Annotated in this window: 23 protein-coding genes; 6 read left to right on the forward strand and 17 right to left on the reverse strand. The window is 59.2% G+C overall.

The genetic code is table 11. The features are described 5' to 3' along the window. Window positions 1-237 precede the first annotated feature (237 nt). Window positions 238-1,173, forward strand: coding sequence for a magnesium/cobalt transporter CorA (corA, locus tag GE107_RS12820; RefSeq protein ID WP_219640373.1), 936 nt, complete (start codon window positions 238-240; stop codon window positions 1,171-1,173). A gap of 940 nt (window positions 1,174-2,113) precedes the next feature. On the opposite strand, the gene GE107_RS12825 is transcribed toward corA, so the two are convergent. Then, window positions 2,114-3,184 carry an HRDC domain-containing protein gene (locus tag GE107_RS12825; RefSeq protein ID WP_219640374.1) on the reverse strand — a complete coding sequence of 357 codons (1,071 nt, stop codon included), beginning with the start codon at window positions 3,182-3,184 and terminating at the stop codon, window positions 2,114-2,116. A 158-nt stretch (window positions 3,185-3,342) separates the two neighbouring features. Here GE107_RS12825 and GE107_RS12830 point away from each other — a divergent pair, with 158 nt between their 5' ends. The 3 genes from GE107_RS12830 to GE107_RS12840 all read left to right on the forward strand — a co-directional run bounded on the left by GE107_RS12830 (window position 3,343) and on the right by GE107_RS12840 (window position 4,758). Further along, window positions 3,343-3,639, forward strand: coding sequence for a DUF3055 domain-containing protein (locus GE107_RS12830; protein WP_219640375.1), 297 nt, complete (start codon window positions 3,343-3,345; stop codon window positions 3,637-3,639). Between the two features lie 68 nt (window positions 3,640-3,707). Further along, window positions 3,708-3,983, forward strand: a complete 276-nt coding sequence (locus GE107_RS12835) for a hypothetical protein (RefSeq protein WP_219640376.1) — start codon at window positions 3,708-3,710, stop codon at window positions 3,981-3,983. 193 nt (window positions 3,984-4,176) lie between these two features. Continuing rightward, entirely contained in the window at window positions 4,177-4,758 is a 582-nt protein-coding gene (locus GE107_RS12840) for a class I SAM-dependent methyltransferase (RefSeq protein WP_219640377.1), read from the forward strand. Between the two features lie 98 nt (window positions 4,759-4,856). Here GE107_RS12840 and GE107_RS26570 read toward each other — a convergent pair whose 3' ends face one another. The 3 genes from GE107_RS26570 to GE107_RS12850 are packed head-to-tail and all read right to left on the reverse strand — an operon-like array spanning window position 4,857 to window position 10,115. Further along, window positions 4,857-4,982 (reverse strand): hypothetical protein, encoded by a 126-nt coding sequence (locus tag GE107_RS26570; RefSeq protein WP_255570442.1) that lies wholly within the window; start codon window positions 4,980-4,982, stop codon window positions 4,857-4,859. A gap of 13 nt (window positions 4,983-4,995) precedes the next feature. Then, the gene (locus tag GE107_RS12845; protein ID WP_219640378.1) at window positions 4,996-6,609 is read right to left on the reverse strand and encodes a 2-hydroxyglutaryl-CoA dehydratase; all 1,614 of its coding nucleotides are present in this window, start codon (window positions 6,607-6,609) and stop codon (window positions 4,996-4,998) included. 32 nt (window positions 6,610-6,641) lie between these two features. Next, the gene (locus GE107_RS12850; protein WP_219640379.1) at window positions 6,642-10,115 is read right to left on the reverse strand and encodes a BadF/BadG/BcrA/BcrD ATPase family protein; all 3,474 of its coding nucleotides are present in this window, start codon (window positions 10,113-10,115) and stop codon (window positions 6,642-6,644) included. A 164-nt stretch (window positions 10,116-10,279) separates the two neighbouring features. On the opposite strand from GE107_RS12850, the gene cls reads away from it, so the two are divergent. Both cls and GE107_RS12860 read left to right on the forward strand, forming a co-directional pair. Continuing rightward, on the forward strand, window positions 10,280-11,698 hold the full coding sequence (gene cls / locus GE107_RS12855) for a cardiolipin synthase (RefSeq protein WP_219640380.1): 1,419 nt from the start codon (window positions 10,280-10,282) through the stop codon (window positions 11,696-11,698). A gap of 71 nt (window positions 11,699-11,769) precedes the next feature. Beyond that, window positions 11,770-13,371, forward strand: a complete 1,602-nt coding sequence (locus tag GE107_RS12860; RefSeq protein ID WP_219640381.1) for an alkaline phosphatase family protein — start codon at window positions 11,770-11,772, stop codon at window positions 13,369-13,371. 17 nt (window positions 13,372-13,388) lie between these two features. On the opposite strand, the gene GE107_RS12865 is transcribed toward GE107_RS12860, so the two are convergent. The 13 genes from GE107_RS12865 to GE107_RS12925 all read right to left on the reverse strand — a co-directional run bounded on the left by GE107_RS12865 (window position 13,389) and on the right by GE107_RS12925 (window position 24,977). Then, entirely contained in the window at window positions 13,389-14,294 is a 906-nt protein-coding gene (locus GE107_RS12865) for a 5'-3' exonuclease (RefSeq protein ID WP_219640382.1), read from the reverse strand. Window positions 14,295-14,317: 23 nt separating this feature from the next. After that, entirely contained in the window at window positions 14,318-14,770 is a 453-nt protein-coding gene (locus GE107_RS12870; RefSeq protein WP_255570443.1) for a Uma2 family endonuclease, read from the reverse strand. 37 nt (window positions 14,771-14,807) lie between these two features. Beyond that, on the reverse strand, window positions 14,808-16,013 hold the full coding sequence (locus GE107_RS12875; protein ID WP_219640383.1) for an aminotransferase class I/II-fold pyridoxal phosphate-dependent enzyme: 1,206 nt from the start codon (window positions 16,011-16,013) through the stop codon (window positions 14,808-14,810). A 15-nt stretch (window positions 16,014-16,028) separates the two neighbouring features. After that, window positions 16,029-17,105: a site-2 protease family protein gene (locus GE107_RS12880; protein WP_219640384.1), complete on the reverse strand. Its 1,077-nt coding sequence runs from the start codon at window positions 17,103-17,105 to the stop codon at window positions 16,029-16,031. Between the two features lie 38 nt (window positions 17,106-17,143). After that, on the reverse strand, window positions 17,144-17,506 hold the full coding sequence (locus GE107_RS12885) for an arsenate reductase family protein (RefSeq protein WP_219640385.1): 363 nt from the start codon (window positions 17,504-17,506) through the stop codon (window positions 17,144-17,146). Beyond that, window positions 17,503-18,459: an RluA family pseudouridine synthase gene (locus GE107_RS12890; RefSeq protein ID WP_219640386.1), complete on the reverse strand. Its 957-nt coding sequence runs from the start codon at window positions 18,457-18,459 to the stop codon at window positions 17,503-17,505. Before GE107_RS12890 ends, GE107_RS12885 begins: the two co-directional genes overlap by 4 nt. Next, window positions 18,456-19,043, reverse strand: a complete 588-nt coding sequence (locus tag GE107_RS12895; RefSeq protein WP_219640387.1) for a cob(I)yrinic acid a,c-diamide adenosyltransferase — start codon at window positions 19,041-19,043, stop codon at window positions 18,456-18,458. The genes GE107_RS12890 and GE107_RS12895 overlap by 4 nt, the downstream gene beginning before the upstream one ends. Continuing rightward, a complete protein-coding gene (locus GE107_RS12900; protein WP_219640388.1) occupies window positions 19,040-19,627 on the reverse strand; it encodes a bifunctional adenosylcobinamide kinase/adenosylcobinamide-phosphate guanylyltransferase in 588 nt (195 codons plus the stop codon). Before GE107_RS12900 ends, GE107_RS12895 begins: the two co-directional genes overlap by 4 nt. 955 nt (window positions 19,628-20,582) lie before the next feature. After that, window positions 20,583-20,858: an aspartyl-phosphate phosphatase Spo0E family protein gene (locus tag GE107_RS12905; protein WP_219640389.1), complete on the reverse strand. Its 276-nt coding sequence runs from the start codon at window positions 20,856-20,858 to the stop codon at window positions 20,583-20,585. Between the two features lie 128 nt (window positions 20,859-20,986). After that, window positions 20,987-22,213, reverse strand: a complete 1,227-nt coding sequence (locus GE107_RS12910) for an aminotransferase class I/II-fold pyridoxal phosphate-dependent enzyme (RefSeq protein ID WP_219640390.1) — start codon at window positions 22,211-22,213, stop codon at window positions 20,987-20,989. A 33-nt stretch (window positions 22,214-22,246) separates the two neighbouring features. Continuing rightward, window positions 22,247-22,738, reverse strand: coding sequence for an Lrp/AsnC family transcriptional regulator (locus GE107_RS12915; protein ID WP_219640391.1), 492 nt, complete (start codon window positions 22,736-22,738; stop codon window positions 22,247-22,249). A gap of 779 nt (window positions 22,739-23,517) precedes the next feature. After that, window positions 23,518-24,435, reverse strand: a complete 918-nt coding sequence (gene cysK / locus GE107_RS12920) for a cysteine synthase A (protein WP_219640392.1) — start codon at window positions 24,433-24,435, stop codon at window positions 23,518-23,520. Then, complete coding sequence (locus tag GE107_RS12925; protein ID WP_219640393.1) at window positions 24,432-24,977, reverse strand: hypothetical protein; 546 nt, start codon at window positions 24,975-24,977, stop codon at window positions 24,432-24,434. Before GE107_RS12925 ends, cysK begins: the two co-directional genes overlap by 4 nt. Window positions 24,978-25,046 lie beyond the last annotated feature (69 nt).

The raw sequence follows: 25,046 nt of genomic DNA on the forward strand, positions 1-25,046 counted from the left end.
GGAAATCCGCGATACGACAGGGGGGAGCCGAACATGGAAGGAGATCATCCGAGGCCAGCGCACTGGCAGATGATCGACCGCGCAGGACGGAAATCCGATCGGGGGATCTCTCCCTGTTCCGGCTTCGCCGGATAGGGCCGCTCCCTGTTCTTCGCGACGGAAACCGTCCTGCATCAATACGCGAAGAAGGACCTCTGCGGTCAAGCCGCATCGGGTTCGCGCCAGGAGGAGGTTTCCATGAAAATCCGTTTGGTTGAACAAGGCGTTTTTACGCCGATCGAAGATATCCAAGTCGCGCTGACGGCCCCCGCCGAGGGGTTCTATTGGATCGACGCCGACGTTGACGACCTGTCCGTCCTGCAGCCGATGTTCGGCCTTCACGACCTGGCCGTCGAAGACTGCCTGTCCGAGGAAGAGCAGCGTCCCAAGCTCGAAATTTACGAAAACCAATACTTTCTCGTGATCAACAGCATCCGGTTCGACGATGAGGAAATTTTCCTGCGGGCCTTGAACATTTTTCTCGGACGCCATTATCTCATCACGGTTACACGGACGAAAATCAACGAACTGCGCAGCATCAAACCGATCCTGCTCGAGCAGGAAGTGAACCGGGCCGACCGGTTCCTCTATCATCTCGTCGATTTGGTGGTCGATAATTATTTCGTCGTCGGCGACCGCATCGAATACCGGATCGAAGGGCTCGAAGAGGACATCCTCATGCACACGAAGAAAGACCATCTGACCGAGATCATCGGACTCCGAAGCGAAATCCTGTGGCTGAAGAAAGTTCTTGGCCCTCAGCGCGACGTCATCGCCACCTTGAACAAGAAAGAACTAAGGCTGATCGACGACCAGCTGCAGAAATATTTCGGCGACATTCACGAGAACGCGGTCAAAATTTACGAAACTTTCGAGACGTACCGCGACTTGATGGGCAACTTGCGCGAAGCGTACCAGTCCAGCCTAGCGAACCGCGCCAACGAAATCATGCGGGTGTTCACCGCGCTGACGACGATTTTCATGCCCTTGACGTTCATTACCGGAGTCTACGGGATGAACTTCGATTTTATCCCGGGCATGCACTACCATTACGGCTCCGTCGTGCTGCTGCTCATCATGGCCGCCCTCGGGTTCGGCATGTTTTACTTCTTCCGCAAGAAGGATTGGCTTTGATCGATTCTTTTGTTCCTACGGGCAACCGGCTGCTGCCGGCTGCTCTTTTCTTTTGTCGCGGTTCCGCCCTATCCGAGAAAACCGCCAAAATCATGCCTCACAGACACTATTCCGCCCATGGTTCCGCATATCCGCCAAAATAGCGTCGCAAAGACACTATTCCGCCCATGGTTCCGCATATCCGCCAAAATAGCATCCCACAGACACTATTCCGCCCATGATTCTGGAAAACCGCCAAAATAGCGTCCCACAGACACTATTCCTCCCATGGTTCCGGAAAACCGCCAAAATAGCGTCCCACAGACACTATTCCTCCCATGATTCTGGAAAACCGCCAAAATAGCGTCCCACAGACACTATTCCGCCCATGGTTCCGGAAAACCGCCAAAATAGCGCCCCACAGACACTATTCCTCCCATGGTTCCGGAAAACCGCAAAATAGCGTCCCACAGACACTATTCCGCCCATGGTTCCGCATATCCGCCCCCCCAGCTTCCGACAAGCCACTCTTCTGTTCAAACAAACCGAAACGATCCTGAGCAATGTCCTCATAGAAGGTGTGGTTTAAGGTGCTGCAGCAGGGTTTTTCCGGGTTACAGCGGTCTTACGGGCGGTTTGAGATGCTCCAGCCGGGTTTTTCCGGGTTACAGCGGTCTTACGGGCGGTTTGAGGTGCTGCAGCCGGGTTTTTCCGGGCTACAGCGGTCTTACGGGTGGTTTGAGGTGCTGCAGCCGGGTTTTTCCGGGTTACAGCGCTCTAGCTAGAGGTTTGAGGTTCTCCAGCCGGGTTTTCCCGGGTTACAGAGGTCTGGCGGGCGGTTTGAGGTACTGCAGCCGGGTTTTTCCGGGTTACAGCGGTCTGGGTTTTTCTTGTACACGCAAGAAGCTGCTCCATCGGGGGACCGTATGGAGCAGCCTCTGCTATCGGCGTCGCAAGAACCTCAGATCGCCGTCTGGCGCTCGCGGCGGAACCGGATCCTCATCATGCGCAGCTTCTCGTATTGCCGCTCGACTTCCTGCTGCGCGGCTTCCCCTTCGCCGTACACTTTGCGGAGCAGCGGCTTCAGATAGCGGTCGCCCAGCTGCACCATCGCTTCTGAAGCCTGCGTCCATTCCTCGGTCGGCACCGCGGAAAGCTCCAGATCGACGACCGGCAGCACGTCGTATCCTTCCTCGTCCAGCTTCTCGATCCGCTCTACGAGCTTCCTCCGCTCGCATTGAAGCTCGCTCTCCATTTCCGCGAGCGTCTTGCCTTCCCGAATGGCCGAGAGAAGCGAGCGCTTATCCCGAACGGACGATAGCGCGCGCCCATATTTCTCTTCCTTGACGCGGAACATCCACTGGGCGAACTGGTCCGCGTCCACGGCCTGGGCGACCCAATCGAGAGGGAAAGCGTGCTCCCGGGGAACGCCCTGAAGAAGCCCGATCAAGTCCGAGCCATACCGCTCGGTCTTCAGCTTGCCGAAGCCGGGTATCTGGGCCAGCTCCGCCGGCGTCCGCGGGACATAAACGGCGAGCATGTGAAGCTCCCGGTTCGTCGCCACCAGATAAGCGGAACGCTTCTCCTCGGAAGCCCTCGCCCGCCTCCATTGGCGCAAGGCCGCCGTCAGCTCGGGATTCTCCTGCTGCAGCTCTGCATAACATTGCACAAGCAATTGCTGCGACGGCTCCCGCTCCCAGACAGGGGTCTCCAGCATCCCGTCGATCAGGGGACGGAAGCCTTCCTTCATCTTGACGGCGGCGCCATGGCGGAATGCGGCTAACAGCTCCTCCCAGCTGACGCCTTCATACCAGACCTCGTCCTCGGCCGCAGGCCCGCTTTCTCCCGATCGCCAACCCGCCGTCCAGGTTCCCTGATGCTCCCCGATGAACACCTGTCCCCGGAATTCCTCCTTGCCTTCCAGACGCTCCAGCCGATTCAAAAATACGATCTGCACGACGCTTCCTCCTTCGTCCCGCCTTGCGGGTCCCGTAATGAGTCCAGCCGTTACCGCCTCGCGCGCAGACGACAAAAAAAGCACCTCCCGCGCGGATCGGCGGATGAGGTGCTTCCTCAACACAACAGTTTCTGAACGATTCCAGATTAGCAAAAAGGCGCAGCTTTGACAAGAGGAACGACGTGCGTATAATGAATCCATACGAAACGGATACCAGGAGGAACTAAGACCCCATGCAGATGAAAGACTTCGACTTTCTGTCCGACAGCACCGAGCAGACGACGACCCGCTTCGTCACGTTCGTCACCCCGAAGCTCCACCGGTTCGATTTGGCCATTCTGACGACCAACCGGTTCTACGGCAAGAAGCTGGTGACGGACATGCAGACCGGACGCAGCGGCATTCTGGGACCCGACGACCTGGAAGAAGAAGGCGTGCTGGAAAATACGTTCCGCATCAACGAGGAACAAGCCTCGGAGCTGGCGCAATTCCTCGTGCTCGTGCTCGGCGCCGTCCAATTTACCGACTGATCTCCGGAGTAAAGCGGCAGCCGGCCGGAGATGCTATTGGAAATTCACCCGCCCAGGGAGGTTATCCGATGGCTTGGTTCCGGTCCGAGAAAAAACAACCCGACATCGACTTGTCCACGGTGGAGTCCCAGCGCAACGACCTGACGGCCGAGGAATTCCCGGAAGGGCCTTACGGCTCTTCGCTGCCGGTCGAAACCTTGGGCAAAAGCACGCCCTGGCGGGACGATCAGCGTTCCCCGAATTCCTATCTGTATGAAAACCGACAATTCCATGCCGGTTTGGAACGCGGCTACCCCGGCGATCACGACCTGCATGACGAAGCCATCGACGAGAACGACGTATAAACGAATATCCCGTTTACGAGCGAACTTGCTGATGGGCCTTACCGGCTCGTCAGCATTTTTCTTTGGCCTTTTCGGATAACCTTGTGCCTCCAGTCGAGTCCAGTCCAGGCCTCCACGAATTTCCGCGGATGCGGTTAGCGTCGATCAGCCATATTATCTTCGTTACTTGAACAGATGGCGGTGGAGGTTCCGCATGCACTTGTCTCCGCGACTGTATCACCGGATCGTGCGTCCGCGCTGGTTTACGAAGAAGTTCATTCACGACCCCATTTCGAGCCGCGTCGATTTGCAAAACAAATCCGTGCTCGATTTCGGCTGCGGTACGGGGGCGAATTGCGGCATTTGCGATCCGGACCGGTATGTGGGCATCGATCCGGATGCGGGCAGAATCCGGTTCGCGCAAACGTTGTACCCCCGGCATACCTTCAAGGTTTTCGACGGCAAGCGGATCCCCCTCCCGGACGGCGCCGTCGACCATATTTTCATCGTGGCGGTTCTTCATCACATCCCGGACGGACCGATCGCGGGGTATTTGGATGAATTCCGCAGGGTGCTAAGGCCTCGGGGCACCATCGTGGCGATCGAACCCTTCTTGTGCCCGAAGAACAAACTGAACAACTGGTTCATGCAAAATTACGACAACGGGGAGTTCGTCCGCACGGAGGAAGATTATGTCAAGCTTTTCCGTCATCGGAACTATGATTGCGAGGTCCTGACAAAATTCAAAAAATGCCTGCTGTACCACGAGCTGTTCTTCACTGCGTCGCCGATTTGAACTCTCCCTTGAAGCGTTCGCAAGCCGGCCCGTCCCGAATGGGAAGGACCGGCTTGACGTGATTCCATCCGCTGAGGACTCTGTCCTTGACGCCAGCCTTACGCTTGAACGCGGGTATCGTCCCCTTGCGGATGTTCGGTCGATTGTTCGAACTCCGGCAAATCGGGCTGCTCGATTTCGAGCGGTTCGGGCGAACGGATTTCTTGGTTGTCGTTGGTCGGCATGCGCATCAACCTCCTATAGTCCCGGGATGGGCAAACGGCGTCTTAAGCCGTAAATGGTATTGGCCGCGGTGCAGGCGACGACGTGCCGGCTCGCGTGCAGCGGATTCGCGATTTTGGCGCGTCCCGCGAACCTGTGAAGTTCGGAAGCCGTCAATCCGCGTTTGGCGAGCGCTTCGTCGAACTCCTTCTGGGCGGCTTGCTTGGCCTTGAACAGCATCATCTGGATCCGGCTGTACACGTTGACCGCTCCGTCTCCCGTCGTTTCGATCGGCAGGAAAATCGCGTCGGGGTATCTCTCGGTAATCAAGGACTGCACTCCGTCGGATACGCCGGAAGAAGGCATGCAGCCGAAAGGTTTGACGGAAATGGTCATGTTCACCTTCCGCTTCACCACGTTGAGGATCAACTTCCCGACTTCCATGTGGCCTTCGCCGCCGCGAAGCTGATTGTTGTAATGCTCATGGGCGACTTTGGCGATTTCCTCCATATCCGGCAAGTGATAATGGTGCAGTCCCATGGCCTTGGCGTATCGCTGGAACATGCCGCGGAGGACGCGGTCCGCCAGCCTCAGCGCCAGAAGACGTTTCGCCGGATTTTTGCCTTCCAGGCCGTACTTGCCTCCGTCCGCTGCCCGCAGGTTCATCCGCTTGCGCGTGTCGTAGCGGCCGGACCAGATCAGGAAAAGGATCCAGGCCGTCACCGACTGCACGTCCACCTCCGCCCCTTCGCTCTCGAGAAACCTCTGCAGCTCGTAATTGCCGTCTCCTTCCGTCGTCATCGCCCAGAACTCGCCGATCACGCTCACCTTCGGTTTGACAAGGGTGCGGTCCACCTGAACGGCTTGCAATTCGTTGCGGCAGCGGGCCAAGATCGGTCTTAGCCGTTTGCGCGCGCTCAAAGCGTCGTGCAAATACCGCTTGCACCGCTCGAGCGCGGCATCCGTAGCGCCGGCCGTCACTTCGTAAGGGCGGATGCGGTAAGCGAGCGCGTTGAGGATATCCCCGAGCAGCACGGCTTTCAGGAAGCTGAGGAAGAACGACGCGTTCAGCTTCAGCGCCGACTCTCCGCCGGTCGCCTGCTTCAGGCCGTCCGTCTGCTGGAACAACAGCACGCGGAACCCGTCGAAGCCGGCATCGCGCAGCGCCTTCCGGTATTCGGTGACATAGGTGCCGAAGCGGCACGGACCGCAAGACCCGCTCGTAATGAACAGGTAGCCGCGGACGATTTCCTCCTTGGATTTCCCTTCGACGTCTCGGAGGTAATGCAGGTGCTTGATCAGATTGCCCACAGTAAAGTAGGTGGGATTGCATTGTCCCCGGTTTCCGAACTCCTTGCCGTACCGCAGCGATTCGTTGTCCGGGCAGTCCAGATGCTGCACCCGGTACCCCAGCCCTTGCAGCGCCCCCTCCACCAGGTAGTCGTGAGCCATCGTGAGTCCCCCGAACAGAATCGTCGTGGAGGTTTTATCCTTGGCCAGAAACTGGCGGGGAACGGGGTCGAACCACTGGTTTCGCTCCGCTTGATCCAGTCCCAGCTCCTTTTCCAGTTCCTTCTGGTAGTGCAGCAGTTTATCCTCGACCGACAAGGCGGCTTCTTCCGGTTTTCCCTTGTCTTTGACGATGGGCATCGTTCATTCTCTCCTTCTCGGTGTATTGGGGCTTAAACGACCCCGGCTTGTCCGCCCGGCCGGCCGCCCAGAAGCTCTGCCCGCTTCTGTTCCAGCCGTTGCTGCAGCTCGGCTTTCTTCCGGGCCAGATCCTGCAGCCGCTCTTCATGCAGCCCCAGGCTGTGCGCGTAAGTCTTCACCCGGATCTTGATCGAGCCGCCGGGCTTATTGGCGTCGATATCGTGCAAGGCGGAGAACGGCGTGCCCGCGGCCGAGACGATCGAATCGATGAGCCCGTACGTCGGCGCGTCGTGGCCGCACTTGAAGCTCGACAGATCGAGCACCGCCACGTTGGGATGGCGCGCCGCGAATTTGGCCGCCCATACCTTCTGAACGCTGTTGGAGCTGAAGTTCTCCGGCCATACGTCGCTGACCTCGAGCGCGTATTGCACCCTTCCGCTCCGCAAGTCGTCTTGGAAAAACCGCCGCAGCCAAGTCTCGTCCTTGGGGATCGAACGCATCGATAGAATCGGATACCCGAGCACCTGGAATTCGTCGAGCACGCCGTGATGGAGCCCGGGATCGGAGTGGTAGGGGCGTCCGATCATCAGAATGGCGATCCGGTTTTCCCGTTCCACCTGCTCCAGGATGAGTCGGCCTTTCTCCTGCATTTCGTCTTCGAACGAATGCAGGGCCTTCCACCCCTCGTCCACGGCAAAATCGCTCTCGTCCTCGGTGATCCCCAGCCATTCCTCAAACGCCTCGAACAGCTGCCGTTTCATCAGATTCGGTTCCGTAAACGTGACCGCCGGATCGAGATAAACGATCCCCCGATTCTGGAAGAAGTCCACTTCTTTGGTGAAAGCCGCCTTGATCACGTTCGGAGCCCCGGCGACGATCGGACAGCTGGCGGAGTCCATCACATTGTTCAGCTGGGTCGGGATGTGGGTGATGCACGGGAAAAACACGTAGTTCAGCGGCGATTTCTCGTGATGCTTGAACAACAGGTTGTGTACGTGGGCCTGGGCCGCTTTGGACGGGTAACACGGATCGATGGACCCGTATTTCCCCCCTTCCTGCCACATCTCCTCGCTCGTGTAGTCGCTGAAGACGATATTCCGCTGGCCGACGCCGAGCGTTTCGAAATACGTCCGCCAGAAAGGGGCCGTGGACCAAATGTTCAGCACCCGCGGAATGCCGATCCGGATTCGGCCGCGCCGCTCCGCGGCCTCGGGGGACGAACGGCGGAAAGAGCGAGGAGGCGACGCCTTGCCGAAGCCGCCCAAACCGAACCGCCGGCGTCTGCCCCCCGCATCCGGCAACGGCGCGCCTTCCTCCGGCAGGGGCTCGGGGTCGTAGAAATGCTGGAACATGCGCCGCGATTCGTAATCCACCAGGTTCGGGTATATCTTCTTCAATTCCTGACGCTCGCGCGTCAGCTTGACGACCGCCTCCTGGTCCTCCACCGTCCCCTTCTCGCAGCTGAAACCGGAGATGTACCTGGCCGTCTGCCCGTCCGGCGTCACGGAATCGATGAACGTCCGGCTGCAATGGTTCGGACAGAAATTGCACTTGGTGGTCTCGTCGTTGCGGGACGTATAGCTGAGGTTGATGGCGGCATCGAGCCCCAGGAAGGTGGAATACCCCCGCCTCCCGACGACCCGCAGCGTTTCCATCGCCGCTCCGATCGCGCCCGCTTCCCCCGGGTGCGGATGAACGTAAACCTCCGCGTCCGGCACCCGCTGCTTGATATAGTCGACCTGCGCTTTGACCGCCGCCAGATTGTATTGCGTTCCTCCCTGCAGCACGAACTTCCGCCCCAATTCGGACATCCGCGGAATTTGCACCACGTACTGCCACACGTTTTTCGGAAGCACCATCGCGAGGCCGGCCAGCAATTCCTCTTTGGAATAGCCTTCCTTCTGGAAGTTCACGCGGTCGGCGTCCAGAAACACCGCGCAACCGTAGGAGAATTTGGGACTCAGGCTCGCGTTGAATGCGGAGTCCGCGTATTCCTGCACGGGGATGCCGAATTGGTCCGCCATCGCCTGCAGCAGCATCCCGTTGCCGGCGGAGCATTGATTGGATAGCTTGAAATTCCGGATGTCCCGGTTTTTGAGAAACAGCACCTTGATGTCCTGCCCGCCGATATCGCAAATGACGTCGATATCCCCGAACTGGCGGACGGCGCTCATCATGTGGGCGACCGTTTCCACGATGTTGACGTCCGCCTTGAGCGTCTTCTCCAGCACGTCGGCCGCGTAACCCGTCGCCCCGAACCCGATGACCGTAAGCTCTGCTCCCTGGCTGCTCACCCTCTCCCGGATCCGCGAAAGCATTTCCCGGGTGTCTTCGAGCGGATTTCCTTTGGAAAGCTGGTACTCCTTGAGCAGGATCGTGCCTTCTTCATCCACCAGAACGGCTTTGGAGGAAGTCGATCCGCCGTCGAGGCCGATGGCCGCCCTGATCTTCTGCCCGGGCGCGAACGTCGCCGGCACGAAGCGCGGGATGCGATACGCTTGCCGGAATGCTTCGAGTTCCCCGCCGCCGCTGACGAGAGGAGGACCGGCTTTCTCGCCCAGCTTGGCTTTCCGGCCGTGGGCGATGAAGGCCTTCAGCTCTTCGAGACCGGTATACAAGCCGACTTCGGCCGGTTCGTGCATGCCGTACAGTACGGCCCCGAACGCCGCGTAGTATTGCGAATTGTCGGGCACGAAAATCAGCTCATCGACGGGTACGTCTTTCGGATATTCGTATCCTCTGTCCTGCCAAGTCTGCGGGATCCTGAGCCGCCAACATTCCTGCAGGAAGGGAAGGTATGTATTCGGTCCGCCCAGCAGCAGGACGCGATGCCGGAGCGTGTTTCCGCGCGTAAGGACGGAAAGGTTCTGCATGACGATCGCATCCGCGAGCGAGCACATGATTTCGGGAGACGGGATGCCGCTTTTGACGAGGTTGACGATATCCGTTTCCGCGAATACGCCGCATTTGGCGGCCACGTGGTGAAGCTTCCGGTCATCGAAATGCAGCTTCCCAACTTCTTCCATGGGCATGCCCACTTTGATCATGCACTTGTCGATGGTCGCGCCCGTGCCCGACGCGCACTTGTCGTTCATGGAGGTCAGCGCCTGCTTGTCCCCCGTCTCCTTGTTCTCTTTGAAAATGATGATCTTCGCGTCTTGTCCCCCGAGTTCGATCACGCTCCCGACATCGGGGTGGAGATGCTCCACCGCCATCGTGACGGCATTCACTTCCTGTACGAATTTCGCCCCGATGTGCGGAGCGATGGGACCGCTCCCGGATCCGGTCGCGAAGACGCGGATCGCTTCTTGCCTGACATCGGGGAAAGCGCCCCCGATTTCCACCAGCAGCTCCAGCACTTTCTCCGCTTGTTTCGTGTGATGGCGCTGATAATCCGACCAGAGGATGCGCCTGCTTACCGGGTCCACGACCGTGGCTTTAACGGTGGTCGATCCTACGTCCAGCCCGATGATCAGAGCTTCGTGCTTCTGCTTGCCGTCGCCCAATGGTGTCAACTCCCTTTTCCGTTCCTATAACCAGGTTTAGACTTTGCAAGGGAGTCGATTTTTATCCGATTCAGCCGAAAGTTCCCATGTCGGTTTTGCCCCCGGGCGGGGGAAAGTAAGCCATAACCATGCGCCATCGATGGCAGCCACGGAGGAGAGACGGCATGCCCTTGCTGTGGATCATCTTGACCCTCTCGGCCATGATCGGCCAACTGGCCTTCGTGCTCGCCCGCGAGTATTGCCGCCCGCATAAAGCGGTCGCCTGGCTGGTCATTTTGTACCTCTTTCCGTTCGTCGGCTTGCTGTTTTACGGATTCGTCGCCCAGGAGTTTTCCCGTTTCCTTCCCCAGCGCAAGCGCGATCTGGGACCGCTCGGTCCGCTGAAGCAACAGCTTGCGGACAGATCCCGCCGCGGCGGGAGCTTCGATCCGCTCCGCCGGTCTTTGCACCGGGGCGACGGTTTGCATGCCGTCCTGCAAAGCCCGCTGAGCCTGCCCGTTACCTCCGGGAATGAAGTAGCGGTATACGAAGAGGGCAACGCGGCCTTTGACGCCATGTTCGAAGCGATTTCCTCGGCCAAGCATCATATCCACATCGAGTTTTACATTCTCCGGGACGACGCGCTTGGGCGGCATTTCCGGGATATGTTGATCCGCAAGGCGAGAGAAGGCGTCAAGGTCCGTCTCCTGTACGACGGCATCGGCTGCTGCCGGCTGCGGAAGAGCTATTTGAAGCCGTTCTGGGAGGCGGGCATCGAGATCGGGTGTTTTGCTCCCTTGCTTCGAACGCTGCTGAACAAGCAAATCAATTACCGGAATCACAGAAAAATATTGGTCGTGGACGGGAAAGTCGGTTTTATCGGGGGCTTGAACGTCGGAGACGAATATTTGGGGAAATCCGCCATGGGGGATTGGAGGGATACCCACTTCAGGATCCATGGAGAGGCCGTGTTATGGATCCAGTATACTTTCGCCGAAGATTGGATGTGGGTGAAACGGGAGCTGTTGAAGGATCCCGAATATTATCCCGTCCAACCCGATCCGGGGAACGAATTCGTGCAAATCGTCAAAAGCGGCCCGGATGAAACGATCCTGGAGCTCATGTTCGCGTTCATCGCATCCGCGAAAAACCGCCTTTACATGGAAACCCCTTATTTCGTGCCCGATTCCGGCATTTTGCTGGCTTTGAAGACGGCCGCCATGCGGGGAGTCGACATTCGGATCGTCATTCCCGCCAATCCGGACACGAAGCTGGTTTACTGGGCTTCCTTGTCGTTCGTTCAGGAGTTGCTTGAGGTCGGCATCCGCTTTTATCTCTATCGAAAAGGGTTTATTCACGCCAAAGTGATCATCAGCGATGACGTGGCGTGTTCGGGCAGCGCGAATATGGATATGCGGAGCTTTACCGGCCAGTTCGAAATCAGCGCGTTGTTTTTCGGCGGTGCCGTGGTCGAACGGCTGATGGACCAGTTTTATCGGGATCTTCGCGCAAGCGAGGAGATTGCGCTGCAGGAGTTCGAGAAGCGGCCGCTAGCCTTGAAGCGGAAGGAAATTTTCGCCCGGCTGCTCTCGCCGTTATTCTAACGGGCATCACTCGGTCTTCGGTGCAAAAAATCGTTCTCAAAAACGGCGGTGGAGAAGGGCAGGCGGCAGCATTGCGATATCGAACGACTCCCTGGTTTGCCGGAGCGCTCCTATTGGCGGCTCTCCTGTTCGGATGCGCCAAACCGGAAGGGACGCCGAAAGAACGGGACCTGCTCCGGATCCGGTCCGATCCCGGCACGCAGGCGTCCAAAAAAGTGATCTTGATTTGCATCGACTCCCTCATGGGCCACGCGATCGACGAGGGGATCAAGCAAAACAAGCTCCCCGCGTTCCGGTACCTGATCGAGCACGGTCAGTACTACCCGAGCGTGGTCACCTCGTTTCCCACGATGTCCGTATCCATCGACAGCACGATGCTCACGGGCCAATATCCGGATGAACACCGCATTCCCGGATTGGTCTGGTATTCCGCCGCCGAGAAGCGGATGATCAACTACGGCACCGGACCGCTGGAAATCGCCAGGCACGGCGCGGACCGCATGCTGCAAGACGCGTTCATTCGACTGAACGGCAGCCACCTCAGCCCGCGCGCGCCGACCCTTTTCGAGGATTTGGCCCGTAAAGGGCTGACCTCCGGTTCGGTCAACGGCCTGATCTACAGGGGAAATTCCGACCACCTGCTCTCTTTGCCGGCGTGGGTCCGCGTCCCCTCGTCATTGCCCTCGACGATCAAGGTGAAAGGTCCGGATTTCCTCGCCTTCGGCGTGTTCTCGAACCCGCTGGCGGACAAGAAGCCATTGCCCGACAAGCTGACCGACCGGCTCGGATTGGACAACGAATACGCCCTGGAAGTCGTGGAGTATCTGATCCAAAAGCGCAAGCTTCCCGATTTTCTGTACGTTTACTTTCCCGATCTGGACTTCAAGATTCATCAGCGGGGTCCGGCGGATTTGGAGGGCGTCGTCCGTACCGACCGTCAGCTCGAAGCGTTGCTGCAGGCGTTCGGTTCCCGGGAGGAAGCGTTGCGGAAAGCGGTGATCGTCATCAGCGGGGATAACGGGATGGTACCCGTTCTCCGGCGCCGCGAGGGAGCGGCCGTCGACATGGGAGGGTTCCTGAAAGGCTACGTGATCTTGAAGCCCGGGCAGGCCGCCTCGGACAGCACCGAAATCGCGGTCGCGGCGAATGACAGAATGGCCTATGTCTACCGGCTTGCGCCCAGGATCTCTCTCGCGTCGATCGCGAGGTCCCTGCAAGCCGACCCCCGGTTCGACGTGATCGCTTGGCAGGATAAAGGATGGATCCATGTCCTGCGCGGAGGATCGTCGGGGAAATTCACCTACCGGCCGAACGGTCCGATAACGGATCCATACCGCCAATCCTGGACGCTCGCGAAAAATCCTTCGGTTCTGGACATGACCATCGACGACCGAAAACATACGCTGCTGTACGGACGGTACCCGGACGCGCTGCGGAAAATAGCCGCCGCGCTGAACTCGCATGACGGCGAATATATGATCGTCACCGCGAAGCCGGGTTACGAGCTGTCTTACGGGAGCTCGCCGATCCATGCGGGAGGCGGCGGCCACGGCGGGATCAGCGAAGCGGAATCGCTCATTCCGCTGATCGTCGCCGGGACGGACGCCAAACCGGATTCGCTTAGGGTTGTCGATTTGAAACGGTACTTCCTTCGCGTAATCGGCGGGAAATAGCCGGTCACTTCCACCGTTTACACGGCATAAGAGTCCGCATGCGGGGCCTCGGGATGGCGCTCCAGCAGCTTCACGAGGCCGCCGAACTCCAGTTCCTCGAACTTCCGCGAGGCCTCTTCTTTCTTGATTCCCCACCCGCACTGCACGAGCTCGCATGATACCGGCGCGTCCAGACGGATCGTCGCGAGGTCGCGGGACAGGTGCAGCATGTCCAAGCCCGCTTCGATCTTGTTTCGCACGCCTTTCGGCAGCTGGTCCAGGTTCTCCAGCACTCCTTCTATCGAGCCGTAGTCGATCAGCAGCTTGACCGCCGTTTTCTCGCCGATCCCTTTGACCCCCGGATAGTTGTCGCTCGTGTCGCCCATGAAGCCTTTGAGGTCGATGATTTGCGCAGGGGTCAGCTGACGTTCCGCCCGCAGCGATTCCGGATCGTACACGGCATAGTTCAGCTTCCCCTTCTTCATGATGACGACCTTCACGCGCTCATCGACCAATTGGAGCATATCGTGGTCCCCGGTCAGGATATACACGTCGGAGTGCGCGCCGAACCGCTTTGCCAGCGTGCCCATGCAGTCGTCCGCTTCGTATCCGGCGATACCGACGTTCCGGATCCCCATGGCGTCCACGACGTCTTTCACCAGGTCGAACTGGGGGATAAGTTCGAGCGGCGGCTCCCCCCGGTTCGCTTTGTAATCGGCAAACTGTTCCGTGCGGAACGTCGTGCTGCCCATGTCCCAGCAGCAGACGACATGGGTCGGCTCGAACGTGTCTACCGCGTCGAAAAAATATTGGATAAAACCGTAGACCGCGTTCGTAGGCAGGCCCGCCTTCGTTTTGCGGATGTAGCCCGAATACGACGTGGCATAGAAGGCCCGGAACAGCAGCGCCATCCCGTCGACCAGCAGCACTTTGCTCGGATTCATCGGATCAGCTCCAACCTTTCCTCTCAAATCGGAAGATCTCTTAATGAAGCCATGATCTCCTCCATCGTGAAAGAGACGTACGGAATCCGGTTCGAGCGAACCCGTTCCTCGCCCTCGTAAATATCGGTCAACTCATACATTCCTTCGAAACGTTCGTATTGCTCCAGCGTTCCGTTTCCGGGATCGACAATCCAGTATTCGGGAATGAGCACCAGATCCGGCTGTCGCACATCGGTCGGCGACAAAATGACGTCGATTGGGGAATGAAGGATCAGATACTCATTCTCGCACGTATCGGCGATCCGTCTCTGAAGCTGAAAGCTGAGGACCTGATGCGGCACGGCCGGAGCCGTCAACAATTCCAACACACCGTCCACGAGCTCGTACCGGTTGTCGTCGTCCAACGCGGCATAATCGTGATACGTCATGGGCTGCTCCCGGATGATCGGCTCATCGTCGGATTTCTTGGATGTCAATTTGGCATCCCTCCCATTCGTACATCATTCTTGTGAATTATACCATAGTCTCACCCTGCTTAGGTTCCGCACTGCGCAAGAAAGTGCCGATCCGCTCCGCCGCTTCCGTCAGCCGGCTCTCGGTTTCGACGAGCGCAAGCCGCACGTACCCTTCTCCCCGTACGCCGAACGCGTTCCCGGGAATGCTCGCCACGCCCGCTTGCGCCAGCATCTCGCGCGAGAACTGCCGGGACGACCAGCCGGCGGGTACCGGCGCCCACAGAAACATCGTCGCCTTGGGAGACGGCACGTTCCAGCCGGCGTTCCGCAAGCCGGCGACGAAGACGTCCCGGCGTTTCTCGTACAGGAGGGACACCGATTCGTGACCGGCCATGTCCATCTCCAGCGCCGCGATCCCCGCTTCCTGGACGGCGAGAAACACCCCGAAGTCGATGTTGTTCTTCAAGGCCCGCAGGGAAGACAACGCTTCCCGGTTGCCGACGGCAAAGCCCAATCTCCCGCCGGCCAGGTGGAACGATTTCGACAGGGAGTGGAACTCGACGGCCACTTCGAAGGCGCCCGGCACTTCCAGCACGCTGGGCGGCCGGAAGCCGTCATACGCCATTTCGCTGTACGCGTTGTCGTGCACGAGCAGCACGTTCCGGCGGCGGGCCGTGTCGACCGCCCGCTCGAAGAACGCGAGGTCCGCGACCGCCGACAGCGGATTGCTCGGATAGTTCAGGATCAGGAACTTGACCCGGTCCCAGACCGCTTCCGGCACGGCATCGAAGTCCGGCAAATAGCCGTTGTCTTCCGAGAGCGGAAGCGGAATCGCTTCCACGTCGGCAACGGCCAGTCCGGCTTGGTAGACAGGATACCCGGGGTCCGGCAGAAGGGCCGCGTCGCCTGGATCCGCGATCGACATGGCCAAATGCGCGAGCCCGTCCTGCGTCCCCATGAGGGAAAGCACCTCCTCCGCCGGATCCGGTGCCACGCCGAAGCGGCGCCCGAACCAGCGGGCGACCGTCTCCCGAAACCGGATCGTCCCTTCCGTTCCCGGATAGCGGTACGCGTCGGGCCGCAAGGCGGCCGCCGCCAGGGTCTCCCTCGCCTGGAGCGAGGGCGGTTGGTCCGGGCTTCCGATGTCGAGCGCAATGACGTCCTTCCCTTCCCGCCTAGCTTCCGCCTTCCAGGCCGCCACTTCCGCGAAAATGGCCGAGCCCAGCCGGTCGAGCCGCCGTGATCTCCACCTCGTGTTATCCATATCGGTTCTCCTTCTTCATGCCGGAGGAATGAGCCCGGCTTTCTCGATTTGCCAAATCATGTAAGACAACACCCCGATCAGGCCGCCGTACATCAGTCCCATGCGCACGCGCACGCCTGCAGGGACCTCGTAATAGTGCTCGGATTCGAACAGTCTGCCTTCCGCCCGGACGGCGAAAGTCAGCTTCCCGGCCTCATCCGGCCCCCGAACCTTCCTCAGCACGACCCTGTCGATCATGCATGGCTGAGGCAGGGTAAGCTCGCCTTTGAACGACATCGCTTCCCAATGGAACTCGACCGCATGTTCCCCGTCCAGCCGGCAATAGGCGGTAAAGGGAAGCTCCCGCGTATGGGCTTCGCCGGCCGCGAACCAGGAGGGCAGCAGCGGATCCGCTTCCGTCCGGTACTCCCCTTCCACGGCATAGTTCCGTGACTTCCGGCGGTCGCGGATGAATTTCTTGTACATTTCCCAGAGAAACAGCAGCCAAATGAAGAAAAACAAAAAGTTTCCGTAGTGCCAAATGATGATGGGACCCGCCGCGACCCCGACGAGCCAGAGCCAGCGGCTGACGGCCGTCACGATGCGGCCGCCGTCCAAGGGATGGATCGGCAGCAGGTTGATCAAGTTCAGGAAAAAGCCGGAGTAGGCGAGCGCATGCCAGACGGGTTGCCCGCTCCACAAGCCGATCGCGTAGCAGACGAAGGCGCCCGCCGAGCCGAGCATCGGGCCCCCGATCCCGATATATGCCTCGGTCGCCGCGTCTTTGGGATTTCTCTTGAGAAGGATCAGAGCGCCGAGAAAAGGGATGAACATCGGCGCGCTGACCGGAAGCCCCGCCCTGCGGGCCGCCCACACGTGGCCGAGCTCATGAACGAGGAGCAGCAACACGAAGCCGACCGCGAACGTCCATGGAAAAATGAGGGCATAGGCGCCGATGCTGAGCGCCATCGTCCAGAGCGGTTTGCCCGCTTTAAACAGAAACAATAAAAAGGGTTTGATTTTGCCCAGCAGAAGAAGCAGCCCGGTTGCAGCCGCCCAGGATCCGCTTCCCCGCTTCTTCTTGGCCGCGGAGTGTTGTTCCGGTTCCGCCAATCCGATCCCCCCGCTCTCCGTCCGTTATCTCTTCAGCCTTACCACTCGGCCTCGTATGTTTCTTCCTTGAATCCGACCGTCACCTTGCGGCCGTCCGTGACGACCGGCCGTTTGACGAGCCTTCCGTTGCTTGCAAGCACCGCCATTTTCTCTTCATCCGACATGCCGGGTATTTTGTCCTTCAGCCCCAGTTCCCGGTAAGCGTCCCCGGACACGTTAAACCATTTCTGGACCGGAAGACCGCTGAGCGGAATCCATTTTCTAAGCTGGTCTACGGACGGCGCTTCCTCCCACAAATTGTGGAGTTCCAGTTCATACCCCCGCCCCTGCAGCCATTTGACCGCGCTTCTGCACGTGCCGCAGGGCGGATATTGATACACCGTCAGTTTTCCTTTTGTCATGAACGCAAAACCCCTTCCAAGATGCGCAAATCTTCCGGGAGCCCGGCCGCAAGCCGCAGCGGTTCTCCCGTAACCGGATGGCGGAACGTCAGCCGGATCGCATGAAGGGCTTGTCTGGCGATAACCCCCTCAACAAGCCGCGACAATGCCGACGACCGCCATTCATTCGCCGAATAATAATCGTCGCCGATGAGCGGGCATCCGACGTGCAGCATGTGCACGCGGATTTGGTGCGTCCGCCCGGTTCCGAGCCGGATGTCCAGCGCGGTCGCACCGCATGGGAATACCTCGGACGTCTCGTAGAACGTAAGCGATGGGGCGCCGTCCTCCCGGACGACCCGGCGGTGCGGATCGTCTCCGGAGCGTCCGATCGGAGCATTCACTTCGCCTGCGGTTGCAGGAGGAGAACCGTAAACGTAGGCGCGGTAGCGCTTCTCGACCGTACCCTCGGCCATCTGTTCGGATAGCTGCTGATGGGCATAAGCGTGCTTCGCCACGACCACGAGCCCGGAGGTATGCTCATCGAGCCGGTGAACCGGGTGGAAACGGCACCTCTCTCCGCGCTCCCTCCAATAATGGACGATCCCGTTGGCCAGCGTCCCCGTATAATGTCCGGTCGTCGGATGGACGATCTGCCCCGCCGGCTTGTTGACGACCAGCAGGTGATCGTCCTCGAAGACGACGCTCAGTTCCATGGGCTCCGGCAGGATATCCTCCGATTGCTCGCGTTCGATTCTGATTTCGATCCGGTCGCCTGCCGCTACTTTCTCGTTCGTTCTCGCCCGGCGGCCGTTGACGGCGATCCCTTCCTCCGTGGACTTGAGCTTCACGAGCAGCCTCCGGGAGATGCCGAGCCTCCGTTGCAGCACCTCCCGCAGCAGCCTCCCGTCATCCGATGCTTCCGCCGTCAGCACGAGCGGTTCATAGTACCGGGTTTCCGCTTCCGAACTCACTCCGCGGGCCTCCGCTTGAACACGGAAGCGCCGCGTTCGTACTCGACGTCCGGCACGCCGAGGCGAGCGTTCGCCGCGCGCGCGGCGGTGAACAGGAAATCGGACAGCCGGTTCAAATAACGCCTCACCTCCGGAGGACAAGGCCGTTCCGCGGACAAGGTCACGACCCGCCTTTCGGCGCGCCGGCAGACGGTCCGGCAGACGTGCAGGAGCGCGGCAATCCGGCTCCCTCCGGGCAGGATAAACCGCTGGATCGGCGGCGTTTCCCGTTCGTATTCGTCGATCCATTGCTCGAGGCGGGTCGTCATTTCATCCGTTACTTTCATTTTCGAAGGGTCAGGAGAAGCATAAGACAGATCGGAACCGCAGTCGAAGAGCTCGTGCTGAATAATCGTAAGCCTTTCCGCCATGTCCCCCCAGACGCCGGCGTCTTTCCCCGCCAGCCAAGCCGCCGCCTGCCCGACGGCAGCGTTCAGTTCGTCGACGGTCCCGTAAGCCTCCACGCGGATATCGTCTTTGGCGACGCGTCCCCCGCCGATGACCGACGTTTGCCCTTCATCCCCGGTTCGGGTATAAATGTTCATCGTTCCCGTATCCCCCATTTCACTTGTCGGCCTTTCACTTCCGACGCCAGGCCGGCCGTCAGTCGGTACACGGCATGGCTCTCCCGGGCCAGCACCCGGACCGCCCGCGCGAGTTCCATGGCAAACAGCCGCTCCCACGGATCCTCGGCCAGTCCCGCGGCGGCCTCCTCGGTCACGACGATTCGCTTGCCTTGATAGGCGAGCAGCGCATCGAGAAGCTCGCCCAGCAGAGCGCCGCCGTTCCCGCTCAACGCTTCCGGTTCAAGACCGGCCCCCCGGGCGCGGCCGATCGAAGCGCGCAGCCACCCGGACAGGCTGTCCACGAGGAGCACCCTCCGGTCCGCGCGGAAAATATTCGATTCCCGATTGATTCGATGGATGGCGGCAGCCATCGTCCCGTCAGCCGCCAATTCCGTCCAGGCGAAGCTGGACGGTTCAGGTTCCGGGGGCAATGGATTCGCGCTCCCGCCATTCGGAAAAGTGGGACAGGAAAACCGGATCGCTTCCCTTCCGAGCGTTCTCGCCCATTCCGAGGCATAGGCCGATTTTCCGCTACCGATACCGCCGATCAAGAGCAGCAGCACGTCCGTCCCTCCTCTAATCGGGAGTTTGACGGAGTCAAACTCTCTCCTCTTCCGCAGAGTTTGACGGAGTCAAACTCTCTCCTCTTCAGCCATCCGCACTATCTCAACTATAGCATAATCGCATTTTCCGCCCAAACAAGTAAAAGCGGCTTCGACGCCCTCCAGAACGGCTGACAAGTAAAACGGCTGCGCCGTCCTTTTCGGGCGGATAGACGTCTTATCGGAGGTGATTCGGAAAAGGATGGCGGATTTTATGCTTTCTGAATCACCGAGTGAAACGCCTGACGCGGCCCCGGGAAACGTGCAAAGGGTACCGAAATACGTTCCCCCGAGTAATGACTTCTTGGAAAGGATTAAACGATAGGATACTTTAGTTGGGATACCGCCCGGTCACGGCAATTTCTCGAAACCGCATGCCGGATTCGCAGCGCCGGTCAACTTTAGAGGGAAAACCTCCCTCTATTTTCGATCATTTTGAGGGTTTAGGATATTTAGAGGGAAAACCTCCCTCTAATATCGGTGAAAAACTGCAATTGAGGGTATATAGCCGGAATTAGAGGGAGGTTTTCCTTCTAATCGCGCGCTTGTGGCCTATTCGCAAAAATTGAAGGCAATTTTCCCTTTAATCGCCTTGACTGCGCGACAGCTGCCCCATCTGAGGCACCCCGGTGGGAGACCTGCCGAAAACAGATACACGTGGTGCGACGCTCATGCGCGCGACTTCAGGCAAGCTCGAACCTCCGGGTTTACTGCTCAGGAGCAGAGTGGGGATGCAGAAATCACTTCATGCCGGTCTTGCCCATCTTCGCACAAATAGCGGGGATGCAGAAATAAGGAAGATGAACAGAGCATCAACGGGAGCGCCAGTACCGTAATCGGCTCCCCTCTCGCTTCCCCCACACCACTCACTGGACACTTAATAAGTCCTGTAATGTAAAAAAAAGCCCGGCGACCATCACCGGACTTGCTTGCGTCTTAAGGTCCATAATTTCATGTATTCATTGATTTTGAGATCGAGCTGCCGGCTGATCATGATCACCGGATCCGCGGTAAAAGAAGCTTCCTTCAAGAACGTCTCTGCCATCTTGCGGCGAAGGTCATCGATATCGTCCGTCAGCTTGGAACCGGCCGCGGGCCGCCCCTGCTTATCTTCCGTCCGATTGGGATTGAGATCGGCATGGGAATCGGGCTGCGGGATCCGGGGATACTTGCGGGAATCTGCCGAGTCCATGTTTTCTCTCCCTTCTCTGGCGCGAGCGATCGAAACGTTTTGAAAACCATGGTAATTATAGCAGTCGCCATCCAAATAAACAACTAGATTCGCTAGAAATCTTGTTCTCCATTCGCTAGAAAACCTGCTTATTTGATTTTATTCAAGAAATTCCCAATGCGTTCGAGCGCTTCGTTCAATTGGCTGACCGATGAAGCGTAGCAGCAGCGCAGGAACCCTTCGCCGCCTTTACCGAACACGTGCCCCGGCACCGCGGCGACTTTCGCTTCCAGCACCAGCCGCTGCGCGAATTCTTCCGAGCTCATCCCGGTCGACTGGATGGACGGAAACGCGTAGAACGCGCCTTGCGGCTCGTGGCAGGCGAGCCCGATCTGCCGGAACCCTTGGACGACCAGCCTTCTGCGCTGATTGTAGGATTCGATCATGCGTTCCTTCTCTTCGAGCCCGTGGGGACTCAGCGACTCCAACGCCGCGACTTGGCCCATGATCGGCGCGCACATGATCGTATATTGGTGAATCCGAAGCATGGCGCCGATCAGGTCGGGATGGCCGCATGCGTATCCCATCCGCCAGCCGGTCATCGCGAACGCTTTGGAGAAGCCGCTGACAAGGATGGTGCGGTCCTTCATGCCCGGAAGCGATGCGATGCTGACATGCTTGGTTCCGTAGGTCAATTCGGAGTAGATTTCGTCCGAGATGACGATCAGGTCGTGCTCTTCCGCGATTTTGGCGATCGGGAGCAAGTCCTCGTAGGTCATGATGCCGCCCGTCGGGTTGCTCGGATAGCAGAGCACGAGCACTTTGGAACGGGGCGTGATCGCCGCGCGCAAGCTTTCGGCGGTCAGTTTGAAATTATCCTTGGCGAACGTCTCGATGCCGACCGCGACACCGCCGACCAGCGAGCTGAGCGGGGAATAAGGAATATAGGTCGGTTCCGGAATGAGAATTTCGTCGCCCGGCTCGATCAAAGCACGAAGCGCGAGATCGATGCCTTCGCTCCCGCCCACGGTGACGAGAATTTCCTTCCCCGGATCGTAGTCCAGCGAGCATTGGTCGTGCAAATAACGGGCAATCGCTTCCCGAAGCTCCGGCGTACCCGCGTTGGGAGTGTACTGCGTTTTCCCTTTTTCCAACGAATAGACGGCAGCGTCGCGCACCCTCCAAGGAGTCACGAAATCCGGCTCGCCGACGCCGAGCGAAATGATGTCTTTGTCTTTGCTCGTGCTCACCAAGTCAAAAAAGCGCCGGATCCCCGACGGAGGAATGGCGCGGGCGCTGGCATTCAAGTACTGCTGCATGCCGCGGACGCCAGCCGGCTTCATCATCGTTTGCGTGATTTCATGGTCTTGGATCATGGGACACCGGTCCTTTGCGCTCAGCTGACGGCTTTACGGGGATACCAACAGACGGTTGTCGTCCTCGAACTCCTCGAAAATGATGCCATCCTGCTTGTATTTTTTCAAAATGAAGAACGTTTTGGTGGAAATGACGGAATCGATGGTCGACAGCTTATTGGAGACGAACGAGGCGACTTCCTTCAGGTTCTTGCCTTCGATTTCGACGCACAGGTCGTAAGCTCCGGACATCAGGTACACGGACTTCACTTCCGGGTACAGATAAATCCGTTCCGCGATGCTTTCGAAGCCCCGTCCGCGTTCCGGCGTGCACTCGACCTCGATCAGCGCCGTCACCTTCTCGTCGTCCACCTTGCTCCAGTTGACGACCGTCGCGTATTTTACGATTACGTGGTCCCGCTCCATCTCCGAGATCGCGGCCGCGACTTCCGCTTCCTGCGCCCCGAGCATCGTGGCGATCGTGGAAGCCTGCAATCTCGCGTCTTCCTTGAGCAGGTCCAGGATGCTTAACTTCAATTGGTTCATCGCTATCCCTCTTTGTCGTCATCTGGTTACACCGAAATCCGAAAGACCCGTTATACGTTTAAATTACTCTCCATATTACATCAAAAACAGGCTCCGTGTGAAGAAAAATAAAGGGGCGAAAAGGTGCCAGTTTGGCGTATTTTCACAATGGCCGCTGGGCGGCTAGGAGCCGGGGAAGAAGCATCGCCTCCATACCGCTATCTCCGCCTCCGAACCGGCTTTTCGGACAACTTATGGACTCTTGTTCCTTAACTCCGCCTCCGAACCGCCTTTTCGATCGACTTAAGGCAATTTGTACCTTAACTCCGCCTCCGAACCGCCTTTTCGATCGACTTAAGGCAATTTGTACCTTAACTCCGCCTCCGAACCGCCTTTTCGATCGACTTAAGGTCATTTGTTCCTTAACTCCGCCTCCGAACCGCCTTTTCGATCGACTTAAGGCAATTTGTACCTTAACTCCGCCTCCGAACCGCCTTTTCGATCGACTTAAGGCAATTTGTACCTTAACTCCGCCTCCGAACCGCCTTTTCGATCGACTTAAGGTCATTTGTTCCTTAACTCCGCCTCCGAACCGCCTTTTCGATCGACTTAAGGCAATTTGTACCTTAACTCCGCCTCCGAACCGCCTTTTCGATCGACTTAAGGCAATTTGTACCTTAACTCCGCCTCCGAACCGCCTTTTCGATCGACTTAAGGTCATTTGTTCCTTAATGTTCCCCGGCGCCCGCGAACGAAACGGACGGGCCGCCTGCGGCTGACGCCGCCCGGATCCCGTCCGCTCAGAAAATGCCCATGCTCAAATACCGCTCGCCGGTGTCCGGCGCGATGCACAACACCCGCTTGCCCGGGCCGAGACGGCGGGCGACGCGGAGCGCAGCCCACACCGAAGCGCCGGACGACGGTCCGACGAGAATACCTTCCCGCGCCGCCAGCTGCCGCGTCGTCTCCAGCGCGTCATCGTCCCTCACTTGCACGATTTCGTCGTAGACGGACGTGTTCAGGATCGCCGGCACGAATCCCGGGCTGGTGCCGACCAGCTTGTGCGGCCCCGGCTCCCCGCCGCTTAGGACCGGGGAACCGGCGGGCTCCACGACGGCGACATGCAGGCCGGGAAGCCGTTGCCGCAGCGTCTCGCCTACTCCGGTAATCGTTCCTCCCGTGCCTGCGGTCGCGACGAACGCGTCGAGACGCCCCTCCGTCTGCTCGAGGATTTCGACGGCCGTGGTCGTGCGATGGATGTCCGGATTTGCCGGATTCTCGAACTGATTCGGCATGTAGCTGCCGGGAATCTCCGCCAGCAAACGCCGCGCTTCCGCGATCGCCCCCGGCATGCGCAGGGCGGCGGGCGTCAAGACAACCTCAGCCCCGTAGGCCTTCAGAAGCGCGATCCTTTCCTTCGTCATGTTGTCCGGCATGACGAGAATAAGCCGGTATCCCCGGGCGGCGGCGTTCATCGCCAGCCCGATGCCCGTATTGCCGCTCGTCGGTTCCACGATCACCGACCCGGGGGCGATCAGCCCCCGCGCTTCCGCATCCGCCAACAGCCCCCAGGCCGCCCGGTCCTTCACGCTGCCGCTCGGGTTCATCTTCTCCAGCTTCACCAGCACTTCCGCGTCGTTCGGCCCGGCAAGCCGCTGCAAGCGAACCGCGGGCGTGTTCCCGATCAGTTCCGTCACGGAGAGGACGACGCGGCTCATGAGCGCGTTGCCCGCTTTCCGCCCCGAACTTCCACCTGGCTCAGGCGCCGCGCGATTTCGCCCCGGGCCTGCTCAGACAGGGAATACTGCACCGTGAAACAGGAGGGGCACACGTAAACCGTGAAAGAAAACGGCGCCGTAAGTAAGGCCTGGCCGAGCATCTTCGAGACTCGCGGCCGAAACGATCCGGGAGCTGCCGCCGCCTCTCCCGCTTCCAGCATGTATTCCTGGCATTGCGGGCATGCCGGGACCGTGTCCTGCTCGTCCAACAGCTTTTCCACCGTCTCCTCGAACCGGAGCAGCGCCTCGTTGTGATCGATCAGCCCGCCTTCTTCCGCCCAGGACAGGTCTTCTCTGTCCGCCGTCGACCCGGCCGCTTCTTCTTCCTCTTCCTCGTCTTCGTCCCCGGAATCTCCGAGTCCGACCCTCAGCGTCCGGTATCCGCCCAGCTCATTCTCGCAGACCGGGCACCATTTTTCCGGCTCGGCGCCCTCTTCCTGCGGAATTTCGCTCTGGCACCACGGACACACGACAACGGCCATTTCCGCGCCTCCCTACTGCAACTCGTCATATTTTCGAAAATCGGCCCAGCCCTTTAACCCGCATTCCAT

The sequence above is a fragment of the Cohnella sp. CFH 77786 genome, assembly GCF_019400745.1.
GTDB lineage: Bacteria > Bacillota > Bacilli > Paenibacillales > Paenibacillaceae > Cohnella.

Coding starts and splice junctions, on each gene's coding strand:
- corA (WP_219640373.1), top strand. CDS start 238: ATGAAAATCCGTTTGGTTGAACAAGGCGTTTTTACGCCGATCGAAGAT.
- GE107_RS12830 (WP_219640375.1), top strand. CDS start 3,343: ATGCAGATGAAAGACTTCGACTTTCTGTCCGACAGCACCGAGCAGACG.
- GE107_RS12835 (WP_219640376.1), top strand. CDS start 3,708: ATGGCTTGGTTCCGGTCCGAGAAAAAACAACCCGACATCGACTTGTCC.
- GE107_RS12840 (WP_219640377.1), top strand. CDS start 4,177: ATGCACTTGTCTCCGCGACTGTATCACCGGATCGTGCGTCCGCGCTGG.
- GE107_RS26570 (WP_255570442.1), bottom strand. CDS start 4,982: ATGCCGACCAACGACAACCAAGAAATCCGTTCGCCCGAACCGCTCGAA.
- GE107_RS12845 (WP_219640378.1), bottom strand. CDS start 6,609: ATGCCCATCGTCAAAGACAAGGGAAAACCGGAAGAAGCCGCCTTGTCG.
- cls (WP_219640380.1), top strand. CDS start 10,280: ATGCCCTTGCTGTGGATCATCTTGACCCTCTCGGCCATGATCGGCCAA.
- GE107_RS12865 (WP_219640382.1), bottom strand. CDS start 14,294: ATGAATCCGAGCAAAGTGCTGCTGGTCGACGGGATGGCGCTGCTGTTC.
- GE107_RS12875 (WP_219640383.1), bottom strand. CDS start 16,013: ATGGATAACACGAGGTGGAGATCACGGCGGCTCGACCGGCTGGGCTCG.
- GE107_RS12885 (WP_219640385.1), bottom strand. CDS start 17,506: ATGACAAAAGGAAAACTGACGGTGTATCAATATCCGCCCTGCGGCACG.
- GE107_RS12895 (WP_219640387.1), bottom strand. CDS start 19,043: ATGAACATTTATACCCGAACCGGGGATGAAGGGCAAACGTCGGTCATC.
- GE107_RS12905 (WP_219640389.1), bottom strand. CDS start 20,858: ATGGACTCGGCAGATTCCCGCAAGTATCCCCGGATCCCGCAGCCCGAT.
- GE107_RS12910 (WP_219640390.1), bottom strand. CDS start 22,213: ATGATCCAAGACCATGAAATCACGCAAACGATGATGAAGCCGGCTGGC.
- GE107_RS12915 (WP_219640391.1), bottom strand. CDS start 22,738: ATGAACCAATTGAAGTTAAGCATCCTGGACCTGCTCAAGGAAGACGCG.
- cysK (WP_219640392.1), bottom strand. CDS start 24,435: ATGAGCCGCGTCGTCCTCTCCGTGACGGAACTGATCGGGAACACGCCC.
- GE107_RS12925 (WP_219640393.1), bottom strand. CDS start 24,977: ATGGCCGTTGTCGTGTGTCCGTGGTGCCAGAGCGAAATTCCGCAGGAA.